The organism is Parasphingomonas frigoris, from assembly GCF_036663815.1.
Taxonomy (GTDB): Bacteria; Pseudomonadota; Alphaproteobacteria; order Sphingomonadales; family Sphingomonadaceae; genus Sphingomonas.
Window position 1 is genome coordinate 69,016 of the sequence record NZ_JAXOJQ010000004.1, and the last position, 12,833, is coordinate 81,848.

A 12,833-nucleotide genomic window follows, 5' to 3' on the forward strand; every position below is an offset into this window, starting at 1 on the left:
CGACTAGGAACTGCGTATCACGATTCGCATCGGGAGTCGACTTAAGGGAAAGTATACTACTCAAGTTGAAACTGCAATAAAACCATAACATTGCGGATTCGTCGCTGCACTGCAGTGACTACCAATTGCGAGGCGAGGATTACAGCCGAAACGATCGACATTCAGCGCAAACAAAAAGGGCGCGGGAACCGAAGTTCCCGCGCCCCAATCGCGCCTTGCAGCGAACCGACCGATTACTCGGCGGCAGCGACCGTCTTGGCCGGACGCGTGTCGCGGCGCTCGGCGATACGCGCCGACTTGCCGGTGCGGCCACGCAGGTAATACAGCTTGGCACGACGCACCGCGCCCTTGCGGACGACTTCGATGCTGTCGATGTTCGGCGAGTAAAGCGGGAAAACGCGCTCGACGCCTTCACCGAACGAAATCTTCCGTACGGTGAAGTTCGAACCCATGCCCTTGTTAGACCGCGCGATGCACACGCCTTCATAGTTCTGGACGCGGGTGCGCTCGCCTTCGACCACCTTCACGCCGACCTTCAGCGTATCGCCGGGGCGGAATTCGGGGATCTTCTTGTTCTCGAGAAACTTGGCGATGTTCTCGGCTTCGATCGTCTGGATGAGATTCATCTCATGCGTCCTTCTTCGTTCGTCGCGCGCCAGAGGGCGACTGGACCCGAGCACCCTCATGGCGCTCCAATAGATCCGGCCGCCTTAGCCGTGTTTCGGTCTCGGCCATGTGCTTGCGCCATGCCGAAATCCTCGCATGATCCCCCGATCGCAACACTTCGGGGATCGTGCGCCCTTCCCATTCATAAGGTCGGGTGTACTGCGGGTATTCGAGCAGCCCCGTTTCGAAGCTCTCGTCCACACCACTGCGAGCCGCGCCCATTACGCCGGGGAGCAGCCGAATGCAAGCATCGAGCAGGACGAGCGCCCCCATCTCGCCGCCCGACAATATGTAGTCACCGATCGACACTTCCTCCACCTCGCGCGCCGCGAAGATGCGTTCGTCGAAGCCTTCGAAGCGGCCACACAGGATGGTGACGCCAGGCCCTTCGGCGAGGCTGCGCACGCGCGCCTGCGTCAGCGGCGCGCCGCGTGGGGTCATGGCAAGCAGCGGGCGTCCGGCGGGCACGCTGTCGATCGCCGCGGCGAGAATATCGGGGCGCAGCACCATCCCTGCCCCGCCACCCGCCGGCGTGCCGTCGACGGTGCTATGTTTGTCGGTCGCGAAATCGCGGATGTTGCGCGCGTCGAGGCTCCACCGCCCCTCGCCGAGCGCCCGTCCGGCGAGTGACAGACCGAGCGGGCCGGGGAACATCTCGGGATAGAGCGTCAGGACGGTGGCGGCGAAGGTCATGCCATCCAATTTTCTACGCGGAGTCCGGGGATGTCCGTGAAATGCCGTTGATTGTCGGTAACAACCGTAAGGTCGTGCGACAGCGCATGGGCAGCGATCAGCCGGTCATATCCGCCCCGCTTGAACGGCAGCGCGGCGTAAGCGACGGCGGCCTTATAGTCGAATGCCAACACGGGCACCTCCTCGATGAAAGCGCGAAGTTGATCGAGTGCAGGCGGCTTGTCGCGGGCCGACCCATAGACGACCTCGGCAAGTGCCACAGCACTGGTGACGATCTCATCCTCGTCGCATTGCGAGGCGCGGTTTGTCAGCTGGTCGCTGTTCCCCATCGCCAAGGCGATGATGATATTGCTGTCGAGCAAATATTTCACGCCGTCGACCCGTCGTGGCTGCCGTGCCAAGACAGGGGGCGATCTGCGAACGCGCGATCCGCGTCGGGCAAAGGCGTCAGATCGCTTGCCGACCCCGCCACTTTTGCGGCATTGAATTTGCGCTTCGGCCGTTCCACCGGTTCGACAGATACGATTTCCCCGTTTTCGACGCGCAAGTTCATTTCCAGTCCTGGCTTAAGGCCAAGTTCCGCGGGCAGCCGCAATGCGACAGAGTTGCCTGATTGGAAAACCTTAACTCGATAGTCGCGTCGCTCCCTGACTTTTAGCCACGGAGCCGATCCCAGGAGGCGATGAAGCTCGGACATGCGATCTGCGCTCATAGCGAAGCTCCGAATATAGCGTATATACGTCATGTATATACGGTCACTTCGATTGTAAAGGAACCTCTCGTGATGGCCGCGCGTATCGCAGCCATGGACGATTGCATCATCATCGGCGCCGGCCCCGCAGGCCTCACCGCCGCGATCTATCTCGCGCGTTTTCACTTGAAAATCAGACTCTTCGATTGCGGTAGCAGCCGTGCTTCGCTGATCCCGCGGACGCACAACCATGCCGGCTATCCCGGCGGGATCAAGGGCACCGAACTGCTCCGCCTGATGCGCGAGCAGGCGGCCGAATTCGGCGCGCAACGCGAAGAGGCCGAGGTTACCGCGATCGTCCGAAGCGGCGACGATTTCATCGTAGAGGTCGAAGGCCGCAGCTTCCCCGCACGATCGGTGCTGCTGGCAACCGGTGTGGTCAACCTCCGCCCCGAGATGGACGATGCCGTCCACGACGCTGCGCTCGAGCGGGGCCTGATCCGCTATTGCCCGATCTGCGACGGTTACGAGGTCACCGACAAGCGCGTCGGCGTGATCGGCACCGGCACGCACGGGATGAAGGAAGCGCTGTTCCTGCGCGGCTACACCAAAGACATTACGCTGATCGCCCCCGGCGGCGCGCACGATCTCGACGACAGCTGTCGCGCCAAGCTCGACGAAGCAGGTATCGTGCACCGCGACGGCCCGTGCACACCGATCCATGTCGAAGGCGACGAGATCATCGTGACCACCCCCGACGGCGCGCTGCGCTTCGACAGCGTCTATCCGGCGCTCGGCTCGACGATCCGCTCGAAGCTCGCGGTCGCGGCAGGCGCGAACGCGACCGACGAGGGGTGTCTCGAGGTCGACGACCACCAGCGCACCTCGATCCCCGGCCTGTTTGCCGCGGGCGATGTCGTAAAGGGCCTCGATCAGATCAGCCACGCGATGGGCGAAGCGGGCGTCGCCGCGACGACCATCCGCAACCTGCTCGACGAGCGTCAGCCGCTCAGACGATAAAGCCGACCTCGACGACGAGCTTGTCGGCGTCCCATTCGGGCACCGCATCGGCGTTCATCGGGATCATGAAGCGCTTGCCCGGCTTGCCGTCCTCGGACGGCCGTTCGATCTCGATCACGTCGCCCGCGCCGAAATCGTCGATCGCGACGACATGACCGAGTGCCTCCCCCGTGGTCGAAACCGCGGTCAAGCCCAGCAAATCGGCATGATAATATTCGCCGTCTTCAAGCGGCGGCAGCGCCGAGCGCGGCACGGTCAGTTCGGTCCCGCGCAAGGCCTCGGCCTTGTTGCGGTCGGTCACTTCGGCGATCCGCGCTATCATGCCGTTGCTGCCGTGGCGCACCGACTTCAACGACAGCGTGCCGCCGTTGAAGTCGCTGTACGCACCAAGATCCTCGGTGAAGACCTTGAGACGGACCTCCCCCGTCACGCCGTGCGCGCCGATGATGACGGCGAGCGTGACGGGGGCGTCCGGCCCCCTTCCGCTTGCGGAAGGGTTGTCAGACATCAGCCCTCGGCCGGTGCCGAGGCGCTCTCGCCTTCGTTGGTCGCGTCTTCGGTTGCCGATTCGACTTCGGCAGCCATGACCTGCTCGGTCTCTTCGTTGCTGCCGGTGGCAGGCGGTGCCGACTTGGCAGCTTCGGCAGCTTCAGCAGCCTCGGCTGCAGCAGTGGCCTTGGCCTCTTCCTCAGCAGCTGCGGCAGCAGCCTTGGCTTCTTCCTCAGCGGCGGCTGCTGCGACCTTGGCGGCCTCGGCATCGTCGAGCTTCTTCTGGCGCTCTTCGACGCGCTCGGTGGCCTTCTCGCCGGGCTTGCCCTTGTTCGGGTTGTTGCGGGCAGCGCGCTCGCGCACACCCTTCACGTCGAGGAAGCGGGCAACGCGGTCGGTCGGCTGCGCGCCGACGCCGAGCCAGTAGGTCGCACGGTCGGTGTCGAGCACGATGCGCTTCTCGTCATCCTTGGCGAGCAGCGGGTTGTAGGTGCCGATCTTCTCGATGAACTGGCCATCGCGCGGTGCGCGCGCATCGGCGACGACGATGCGGTAGTACGGGCGCTTCTTGGAACCGCCGCGCGAAAGACGAATGCTGACTGCCATGATAGAGTACCTTCTTGCTTTAATGTGTTGATTGGGTTGAACTTATTTCTTCTTGAGCAAATTCTCGAAGCCGGGGGGGAGCTTGGTCTGGCCGCCGCCGAGGCCGGGGAGACCGCCCCCGCCGCCGCTCAGCATCTTGGCCGGATCGATCCCGCCCATTCCGCCGAGCGCGCCGCCGAGGCCGCCCATTCCACCACCGCCGCCACCGAACATCTTGGCCATGCCGGCGAGGCCGCCCATCTTCTTGATCTTCTTCATGGCGTTGGCCATTTCCTGGTGCATCTTCAGGAGCTTGTTGACGTCCTGCACGGTCGTCCCCGAGCCCTTGGCGACGCGGATCTTGCGCTTGGCGTTGAGCAGTTCGGGCTTGCGGCGCTCCTTGGCGGTCATCGAGGTGATAATCGCGTCCATCCGCACCAGCACCTTCTCACCTCCAACCTGGTCGACCATGCCCTTGGCCTTGCCCATGCCCGGGATCATGCCGGCAAGCGCGCCAAGGCCGCCCATCCGCTGCATCTGCTTGAGCTGAGCGCGCAGATCGTCGAGGTCGAACTGCCCCTTGGCCATCTTGGCGGCCATCTTCTCGGCGTCTTCGGCCTGGATCGCTTCGGCCGCGCGCTCGACGAGGCCGACCACGTCGCCCATGCCGAGGATGCGGCCGGCGACGCGCTTGGGATCGAACGCCTCGAGCGCGTCGAGCTTCTCGCCCATGCCCGCGAACTTGATCGGCTTGCCGGTGACGGCACGCATCGACAGCGCCGCACCGCCGCGTGCGTCGCCGTCCATGCGGGTCAGCACGATGCCGGTCAGCGGCACCTGCTCGGAGAAGTTCTGCGCGACGTTGACCGCGTCCTGCCCGGTCAGCGAGTCGACGACGAGCAGGATCTCGTTCGGCCTGGCGACGTCGGCGACGGCGCGCATCTCGTCCATCAGCGCCTGATCGACGTGGAGACGACCCGCGGTGTCGAGCATCAGGACGTCATAGCCCTGCAGCTTGGCCGCCTGCACTGCGCGCCGCGCGATATCGACCGGCTGCTGGCCGGCGACGATCGGCAGCGTCGAGACTTCAGCCTGCGTGCCGAGCACCGCGAGCTGTTCCTGCGCGTTCGGGCGATTGACGTCGAGCGACGCCATCAAGACCTTCTTGCCCTGCCGCTTCGCGAGGCGCAGCGCGATCTTCGCCGTGCTGGTCGTCTTGCCCGAGCCCTGCAGGCCGACCATCATGATGATCGCCGGCGGCGTGACGCCGAGTTCGAGCTCCGCCGCCTCGGCGCCGAGCATCTCGGTCAGCGCATCGCTGACGATCTTGACGACTTGCTGCCCCGGCGTGACCGAGCGCAACACGTTCTGGCCGATCGCCTGTTCGGTGACCTTGTCGACAAAATCGCGCGCCACCGGCAGCGCAACGTCGGCCTCGAGCAACGCGACTCGCACTTCGCGCATCGCACCGCGCACGTCCGCCTCGGTGAGCGCACCGCGCCCCCGCAACCGATCGAACACACCGCCAAGACGGTCGCTCAGGCTCTCGAACATCCGAAAAAACCCTTCCAAAACATCGCCGCCGCACCGTAACGCAAAGAACGCCGGCGGACGAAACCTCGTCGGCCGGCGTAGCCCCATGGGGCAGCCTTCACGGTCCTGTGCAGGAACGATCGCGATCACCCTACCGTGGTTCGAATGATTACGCAACCATCGGGCTTAACCCCATCTACACCGCTGGCGTGACAAACCGGCGCTTCCAAGACAGGGCGGGTGGACGATAATGACGGGTGAGACTGGTGTCGGCGATGCGGGGCATGCGGGGTCGCCCCCGAATGCCCCGCGGCGCAACATCCTCAATGGTGCGATAACCGTCGCCTCGATCCTGTTGTTCGTCGGCACCGGCAGCTCGGTTCTGTCTACAACGGTGCGGACCCATTTCTATGGTGGTGCAGGGCCCGACCAGACGCTGGTGATCGCGTTGCTGCTCAACGTTGCACTCATCCTGTTCGGCTGGCGGCGCCACCGCGAGCTGGCGCACGAGGTGACGATCCGCACCGCCGCCGAGGAACGCGCGCAGCAACTCGCCGCCAGCGACCCGCTGACGGGCTTCCTCAACCGGCGCAGCCTGGCCGAGGAAGGTGCTGCGATGTTCGTCCGCGCGCGGGCGCGCGGCAAGGCGATGGCGCTGCTGATGCTCGACCTCGACCATTTCAAGATGGTCAACGACATGCACGGCCACGCGATCGGCGACGCCTTGCTCCAGCAGGTCGCGGTCGAGATTGCCGACGCGATGCCCAGCGTCGCGCTGACCGCGCGCTTCGGCGGCGACGAGTTTGCCTGCGCCTTCCTGTTCGATTCGCCGCACCCCTCGACCGTCGAGCGCGTTGCCGAGAAGCTCGTCAGTCGTCTCGCGCAGCCGTTCCAGGTCGAGGGCTTGCAATTGCACATCTCGGTCTCGGTCGGCATCGCGCGGTCCGATTTCGATTGCGTCAGCATCGATGCGCTGATGCGCTCCGCCGACATCGCGATGTATGCCGCCAAGAATTCGGGACGCAGCCGCTTCGCCTGGTTCGACCTGTCGATGGAGCGCGAACTGCAAGTGCGCAACGAGCTTGAGGTCGGCCTGCGCACCGCCATCCCGCGGCAGGAGATCGTGCCCTATTTCGAGCAGCAGATCGAACTGTCGACCGGGCGGCTCGGCGGCTTCGAGGTGCTCGCACGCTGGGAGCATCCGACGCGCGGCGTGATCAGCCCCGACATCTTCATTCCGATCGCCGAGGAAACCGGCATGATCGCCGACCTCTCGCTGTCGCTGATGCGGCAGGCGTTCCTCGCCGCGCGCGACTGGGATCCCGCGCTGTCGCTGTCGGTCAACATCTCGCCGTGCCAGCTCAAGGATGCGTGGCTCGCGCAGAAGATCATCAAGGTGCTGACCGAGACGGGCTTTCCCGCCAGCCGGCTCGAGATCGAGATCACCGAGACGGCGCTGTTCGACAATCTGCCGCTCGCGCAATCGATCGTCGGCAGCCTCAAGAACCAGGGCATCCGGCTCGCGCTCGACGATTTCGGGACGGGCTACTCCTCGCTCGCGCATCTGCGCGCGCTGCCGTTCGACCGGATCAAGATCGACAAGAGCTTCATCATGTCGATGAACGAAAATAGCGAGAGCGCCGCGATCGTCACCGCTATCACCCGGCTGGGCGAAAGCCTCAACCTCCCGATCACCGCCGAGGGGATCGAGGATGTGGCGATCGAGGATCGGTTGCGCGCGCTTGGCTGCGGCAAGGGCCAGGGCTTCCTGTATGGGCGCCCGACGAGCATCGCCAACACCCGTCGACTGCTGGCGGAGCGACGCCTGCTGCATGTCGCACAGAGCGAGCGCACGATCGACCTGCCCGACGCGCGCCGCGCGGGCTGACACGGCTCCTCCCCTCCCTGGAAGGGCGGGGAGGAGCATGGACTTACCGCCCTACGCCCCCTAGATCGCGACGCGATGCCCGATCCGCAGATCATCTCCCTCGGCTGCCGCCTGAACATCGCCGAAAGCGAGGCGATCCGCGCGCTCGTCGGCCAGGCTGGGCCGGGCAGCCGCGATCTGGTCGTGATCAACAGCTGCGCGGTCACCAACGGCGCCGTCGCCGAGACACGCAAGGCGATCCGCCGCGCACGGGCCGAGCGTCCGTCGGCGCAGCTCGTCGTCACCGGATGCGCGGCGCAGATCGACCCGGCGAGCTTTGCAGCGATGCCCGAGGTCGATCGCGTGCTCGGCAATCACGACAAACTCTCCGCTGCAGCGTGGAGCGCGCCCGATCAGGTCGTCGTCGGCGACATCATGCAGGTCCGCGAAACCGCGCCGCACCTCGCGCCCGGCTTCGCCGCGCACGCTCGCGCCTTCGTCGAGGTGCAGAATGGCTGCGACCATCGCTGCACCTTCTGCGTCATCCCCTATGGTCGCGGCAACAGCCGCTCGGTTCCGGCGGGCGCGGTGGTCGACCGGATCGCCGGCCTGGTCGATGCCGGGCATCGCGAGATCGTGCTGACCGGGGTCGATCTCACCAGCTACGGCCCCGATCTGCCGGGTGCGCCGAGCCTCGGGCTGCTGGTCGAACGGATCCTGCGCCACGTGCCCGCGCTCGAGCGGCTGCGACTGTCGTCGCTCGACGGGATCGAGATCGACGACCGGCTGTTCGCGCTGCTGACGCAGGAACAGCGCGTGATGCCGCACGTCCACCTCTCGCTCCAGGCGGGCAACGACATGATCCTCAAGCGGATGAAGCGCCGCCATTCGCGCGCGGAAAGCGTCGCGCTGGTCGAACGGCTCAAGAGCGCGCGCGAAGACATCGCGATCGGGGCCGACCTGATCGCCGGCTTCCCGACCGAGGATGACGCGATGTTCGCCGACACGCTCGCGCTGATCGATGATTGCGCGGTCGTCCACGCGCACATCTTCCCCTATTCGGAGCGCGACGGCACGCCGGCGGCACGGATGCCCGCGGTGCCGGTGCCGGTGCGCAAGGCGCGCGCGGCGCAGCTGCGCGAGGCGGGTGCGCGGCGCAAGACGGCGTGGCTGCGGGGGCTGGTCGGCACCACGCAGGCTGTGCTGGTCGAGCGACCGGGCGATCGCGGGCATACGCCCGGCTTCGCTGAGGTGCGCTTCCCCCTCCCCCCCGTTCGCCCTGAGCCTGTCGAAGGGCACGCGTCACCGCGCGCGCCGCTTCCCGTAGCGAGCGGTGCTTCGACAGGCTCAGCACGAACGGTGGAAGGGCCGACACGACCATCAGGCGGCATCGCCCGAATCCACATCACCGCCACCGACGGCAAAATTCTCACCGGAATCCCCGCATGACCCCCACTTGGCACGACAAACTCCTCGGCGGGTTCAAGCGCACCTCCGACCGGTTGCTCGGCAATCTTGCCGGGCTCGGCACCGGCCCGCTCGACCGCGCGACGCTCGACGAGATCGAGGAAGCGCTGATCGCCTCCGACCTCGGCCCGCAAACCGCCGCGCGCATCCGCCAGCGGCTTTCGACCGGGGTGTTCGAGCGCGACATGGAGGATCTCGGCATCCGCCTCGTAGTCGCCGAGGAAATCGAGAAGGTGCTCGATACGGTCGCCAAGCCGCTCGAGATCACTGGCTTCCCGCGCCCGCACGTCATCCTGGTGATCGGCGTCAACGGATCGGGCAAGACGACGACGATCGCCAAGCTCGCGCATCTGCTCAAGGAGCAGGATTACGGCGTGATGCTCGCCGCCGGCGACACCTTCCGCGCCGCCGCAATCGGGCAGCTCGCCACCTGGGCCGAGCGCGCCGGGGTGCCGATCATTTCCGGCAAGGAAGGCGGCGACGCCGCGGGAATCGTCTATGAAGCGGTCAAGCAAGCGACCGCGACCGGCATCGACGTGCTGATCGTCGACACCGCCGGGCGCCTCCAGAACAAGCGCGAGCTGATGGACGAGCTCTCGAAGATCCGCCGCGTGCTCGGTCGGCTCAACGTCGATTCGCCGCACGACGTGCTGCTCGTGCTCGACGCGACCACCGGCCAGAATGCGCTCAGCCAGATCGAGGTGTTCAAGAAGGACGCCGGCGTCACCGGGCTCGTGATGACCAAGCTCGACGGCACCGCGCGTGGCGGCGTGCTCGTCGCGGCGGCCGAGCAATATGGCCTGCCGATCCACGCGATCGGCGTCGGCGAGGGAATGGGCGATCTGCGCCCGTTCGACGCGAACGAGGTTGCGCGGATCATCGCCGGCGTGGAAGGGGTCCGCAAATGACACCTACCCCAATCAAAAAGGCGCCGCTCGGCGCCGGGCAGCGCCTGGCGGTCGACATCGGCCCGATCGCGATCTTCTTCCTCGTCAATTTCCTGACGCCCGGCCTCGATATGGTAAAACTGATCGCGGGGACGACCGCGTTCATGATCGCGAGCATCGCGGCGATGGTCTATTCGCTCGTCCGCTCGGGGCGGATCTCGCCGATGCTGTGGCTGACGGGCACGCTCGTCCTCGTTTTCGGCGGGCTGACGCTCTATTTCCACAATAAGGAATTTATCCAGATCAAGCCGACGGTCATCTACGCGATGCTCTCGGCGATCCTGATCTTCGGCCTGGCGACGGGCCGGCCGCTGCTGAGCCTGTTCCTCGAAGCTGCCTATCCCGGCTTGGACGAGACCGGCTGGCGCAAGCTGACGATCAACTGGGCGGTGTTCTTCGCCTTCCTGGCGGTCATCAATGAAATCGTCCGCCACGAATTCAGCTATGCCTTCTGGCTGGGCTTCAAGCTGTGGGGCGTGATCCCGCTGACCTTGATCTTCGCCTTCGCCAATGTGCCGATGCTGATGAAGCACGGCTTCAGCACGCAGGACGACCCGCCTGTCCCGCCAGTGGAGTGAAGCTTTCTAGCCCTCTACCATTCTTCATGGGAGAGGGTTGGGTGAGGGTCTTCTTCTCGTCGGCGCATAGCCAGAAGAACGCCCTCACCGACTGCGACTAGGCCCGCCTGAAAAAGGCGAACCAAAATCTCCGTTGCCTCTCCCGAATGCGGGAGAGAGCAAAGGATGAAATCACGCATTCAGCAAATCGCGGGGGAGAGCGCATTCGCTCGATCCCCCGCACGATCGTGTCGCCGTTGCCGGTTTTGACCGGCGGCCCCTCTTCCGTCGTTTTTGTTCTGATCCGGCGCTACGACATCGGTTCGCCTATAACAGCCACTAAAACAAAAAAAAGGCCGGTCTTTCGACCGGCCATGAAAGTTTAAGGAGAGGATGCCTGAAAGGCACACTCTTTGTGCAGTGCAGCAGGATCTTTAGCAACTGCAATATACGATTGATCGAGTGCGTTGTGTGCAACTGCAATCGTTTGAACCCGCCGCTGCGCCTCAGGCCGCGTCGAAGCGCTTGCCGGCTTCGTCCCAGTTCACCACGTTCCACCAGGCCTTCAGATAGCCGGGACGGTCGTTCATGTAGGTGAGATAATAGGCATGCTCCCACACGTCGTTGGCGAGGATCGGCGTGCCCTTGTCCTTGGCGTCGTCCATCAGCGGGTTGTCCTGATTCGGCGTCGAGACGACCTTCAGCGCGCCGCTTTCGTCCTTGATCACCCATGCCCAGCCCGAACCGAACTGGCCCGCACCCTTGGTGTTGAAATCTTCCTTGAGCTTGTCGAGGCCACCATAAGCGGTGATCGCCTCGGCAAGCGCGCCCGAAGGCTGGGTCGAGCCGGCCGGGCCCATGATCTTCCAGAAGAAATCGTGGTTCCAGAAACCGCCGCCATTGTTGCGCACCAGCGGCGGCAGGCTCGAGATCATGCCGAGGATTTCCTCGATCGTCTTGCCTTCGAGCTTCGGGTCGGCGGCAACGCCCTCGTTGAGCCTGGCGGTGTAGGCCGCGTGATGCTTGTCGTGGTGGAAGGTCATCGTCTCTTTCGAGATGGTCGGCTCCAGCGCGTCATAGGCATAAGGCAGCGGGGGAAGTTCGAAAGCCATGGGTCTTCTCCTTGAAAGCTCGATACGCAAACGTCAGGCCCGGCAAATGGGTCCGGCCCGCTCGTTACGCAACCGATTCTGTCGCCGCGCCCGAAATCAGCCCGTGGCGCTTCAGCGCGTGGCGTAACTGGTCGTAGCTCAACCCCAGCGCCTCGGCAGTGGCGCGCTGGTTGAAGCGGTTCTCGGCCATCGCCGACTGCAACATCTCGCACTCGAAGCGCGCGAGCCGCGCCTTGTAATCCATCGGTTCGCTCGGCGCGACGGGCGACGGCGCTGCGACGGGCGGTGCCGCTGCTGCGACTGCGCTAGCCTCGGGAAGCGACACGACCGTCGCCGGCCGGTGCGGCGAGTGGAACGGGTCGAACTGGATTGCGTCGATCGGCCCATCCAGATCCCAGCGATACACCGCGCGCTCGACGACGTTGCGCAGCTCGCGCACGTTGCCCGGCCATTGGTACGCGACCAGCGCCGCTTCGGCCATTTTGGTGAAGCCCGGCCAATGGTCGCGCCCGAGTTCGGACGCCATGCGCCGGCCAAAATGCTCGGCCAGCACCAGTATGTCTTCCACGCGCGCGCGCATCGGTGGCAACGTCACCACCTCGAAGCTCAACCGGTCGAGCAAATCGGCGCGGAATTGATGCCGCGCGACCTTGTCGGGCAAATGCTCGTTGGTCGCCGCCACGATGCGGACATCGACGCGCATCGGCCGCGACGATCCGATCCGCGTCACCTCGCCATATTCGACCGCGCGCAGCAGCCGGTCCTGCGCGGCCATCGACAGCGTGCCGAGCTCGTCGAGGAACAAGGTGCCGCGATGCGCCTCCTCGAAGCGCCCTGCCCGCGCCTTGGTCGCGCCGGTGAACGCGCCCGCCTCATGCCCGAACAGCTCGGCCTCGATCAGCGTCTCGGGCAGCGCCGCGCAATTCATGATGACGAGCGGCTGGTCCCAGCGCGGGCTCAGGCGGTGCAGACGCTCGGCGACGAGCTCCTTGCCCGTCCCGCGCTCGCCGATGACGAGCACCGGCCGGTCGAGCGCCGCCGCGCGGCTGGCGAGTTCGAGCGCGTCGAGAAACGCGCCCGATTGTCCGATAACCTGGGTCGTTCGTTCCATTCCCAACGCTTGGCGTAAAATCCCAAGCCTTGGCAAGTGTGTTTTTCGACCAGCACACTCGAAAGCGCGCAAATCCGCCATTCCGAAAACTGGCA

The 12,833-nt window shown here is 65.2% G+C and carries 13 protein-coding genes and 1 pseudogene; 5 read left to right on the forward strand and 9 right to left on the reverse strand.

Features of this window, described 5'->3' with window-relative positions; translation table 11 throughout:
• Positions 1 to 233 precede the first annotated feature (233 nt).
• Genes rplS through U1872_RS14920 form a run of 4 tightly spaced genes read right to left on the reverse strand, consistent with a single transcriptional unit; the run spans position 234 to position 2,071 of the window.
• On the reverse strand, positions 234 to 626 hold the full coding sequence (gene rplS / locus U1872_RS14905; RefSeq protein ID WP_010186138.1) for a 50S ribosomal protein L19: 393 nt from the start codon (positions 624 to 626) through the stop codon (positions 234 to 236).
• Position 627: 1 nt separating this feature from the next.
• Positions 628 to 1,359, reverse strand: a complete 732-nt coding sequence (gene trmD / locus U1872_RS14910; protein WP_332793706.1) for a tRNA (guanosine(37)-N1)-methyltransferase TrmD — start codon at positions 1,357 to 1,359, stop codon at positions 628 to 630.
• Entirely contained in the window at positions 1,356 to 1,730 is a 375-nt protein-coding gene (locus tag U1872_RS14915) for a type II toxin-antitoxin system VapC family toxin (RefSeq protein WP_332793707.1), read from the reverse strand. Before U1872_RS14915 ends, trmD begins: the two co-directional genes overlap by 4 nt.
• Positions 1,727 to 2,071: an AbrB/MazE/SpoVT family DNA-binding domain-containing protein gene (locus U1872_RS14920; protein ID WP_332793708.1), complete on the reverse strand. Its 345-nt coding sequence runs from the start codon at positions 2,069 to 2,071 to the stop codon at positions 1,727 to 1,729. Before U1872_RS14920 ends, U1872_RS14915 begins: the two co-directional genes overlap by 4 nt.
• Before the next feature lie 93 nt (positions 2,072 to 2,164).
• On the opposite strand from U1872_RS14920, the gene U1872_RS14925 reads away from it, so the two are divergent.
• Complete coding sequence (locus U1872_RS14925; RefSeq protein WP_332793880.1) at positions 2,165 to 3,070, forward strand: NAD(P)/FAD-dependent oxidoreductase; 906 nt, start codon at positions 2,165 to 2,167, stop codon at positions 3,068 to 3,070.
• Here U1872_RS14925 and rimM read toward each other — a convergent pair.
• From rimM to ffh, 3 genes and pseudogenes are all read right to left on the reverse strand, one after another.
• On the reverse strand, positions 3,060 to 3,578 hold the full coding sequence (gene rimM / locus U1872_RS14930) for a ribosome maturation factor RimM (protein WP_332793709.1): 519 nt from the start codon (positions 3,576 to 3,578) through the stop codon (positions 3,060 to 3,062). The genes U1872_RS14925 and rimM overlap by 11 nt on opposite strands.
• A 119-nt stretch (positions 3,579 to 3,697) precedes the next feature.
• Positions 3,698 to 4,165, reverse strand: a pseudogene (gene rpsP / locus U1872_RS14935) (30S ribosomal protein S16); the annotation flags it as partial.
• Between the two features lie 42 nt (positions 4,166 to 4,207).
• A complete protein-coding gene (gene ffh / locus U1872_RS14940; RefSeq protein WP_332793710.1) occupies positions 4,208 to 5,698 on the reverse strand; it encodes a signal recognition particle protein in 1,491 nt (496 codons plus the stop codon).
• 229 nt (positions 5,699 to 5,927) lie between these two features.
• Here ffh and U1872_RS14945 point away from each other — a divergent pair, with 229 nt between their 5' ends.
• The 4 genes from U1872_RS14945 to U1872_RS14960 all read left to right on the forward strand — a co-directional run bounded on the left by U1872_RS14945 (position 5,928) and on the right by U1872_RS14960 (position 10,536).
• On the forward strand, positions 5,928 to 7,565 hold the full coding sequence (locus tag U1872_RS14945) for a putative bifunctional diguanylate cyclase/phosphodiesterase (protein WP_332793711.1): 1,638 nt from the start codon (positions 5,928 to 5,930) through the stop codon (positions 7,563 to 7,565).
• Between the two features lie 75 nt (positions 7,566 to 7,640).
• Positions 7,641 to 8,993: a tRNA (N(6)-L-threonylcarbamoyladenosine(37)-C(2))-methylthiotransferase MtaB gene (gene mtaB / locus U1872_RS14950; protein WP_332793712.1), complete on the forward strand. Its 1,353-nt coding sequence runs from the start codon at positions 7,641 to 7,643 to the stop codon at positions 8,991 to 8,993.
• Complete coding sequence (ftsY, locus tag U1872_RS14955; protein ID WP_332793713.1) at positions 8,990 to 9,919, forward strand: signal recognition particle-docking protein FtsY; 930 nt, start codon at positions 8,990 to 8,992, stop codon at positions 9,917 to 9,919. Before mtaB ends, ftsY begins: the two co-directional genes overlap by 4 nt.
• On the forward strand, positions 9,916 to 10,536 hold the full coding sequence (locus tag U1872_RS14960) for an inner membrane-spanning protein YciB (RefSeq protein WP_332793714.1): 621 nt from the start codon (positions 9,916 to 9,918) through the stop codon (positions 10,534 to 10,536). The genes ftsY and U1872_RS14960 overlap by 4 nt, the downstream gene beginning before the upstream one ends.
• Positions 10,537 to 11,021: 485 nt before the next feature.
• On the opposite strand, the gene U1872_RS14965 is transcribed toward U1872_RS14960, so the two are convergent.
• Positions 11,022 to 11,627 (reverse strand): superoxide dismutase, encoded by a 606-nt coding sequence (locus tag U1872_RS14965; protein WP_332793715.1) that lies wholly within the window; start codon positions 11,625 to 11,627, stop codon positions 11,022 to 11,024.
• 64 nt (positions 11,628 to 11,691) lie between these two features.
• Positions 11,692 to 12,738: a phage shock protein operon transcriptional activator gene (gene pspF, locus U1872_RS14970; protein ID WP_332793716.1), complete on the reverse strand. Its 1,047-nt coding sequence runs from the start codon at positions 12,736 to 12,738 to the stop codon at positions 11,692 to 11,694.
• Positions 12,739 to 12,833 lie beyond the last annotated feature (95 nt).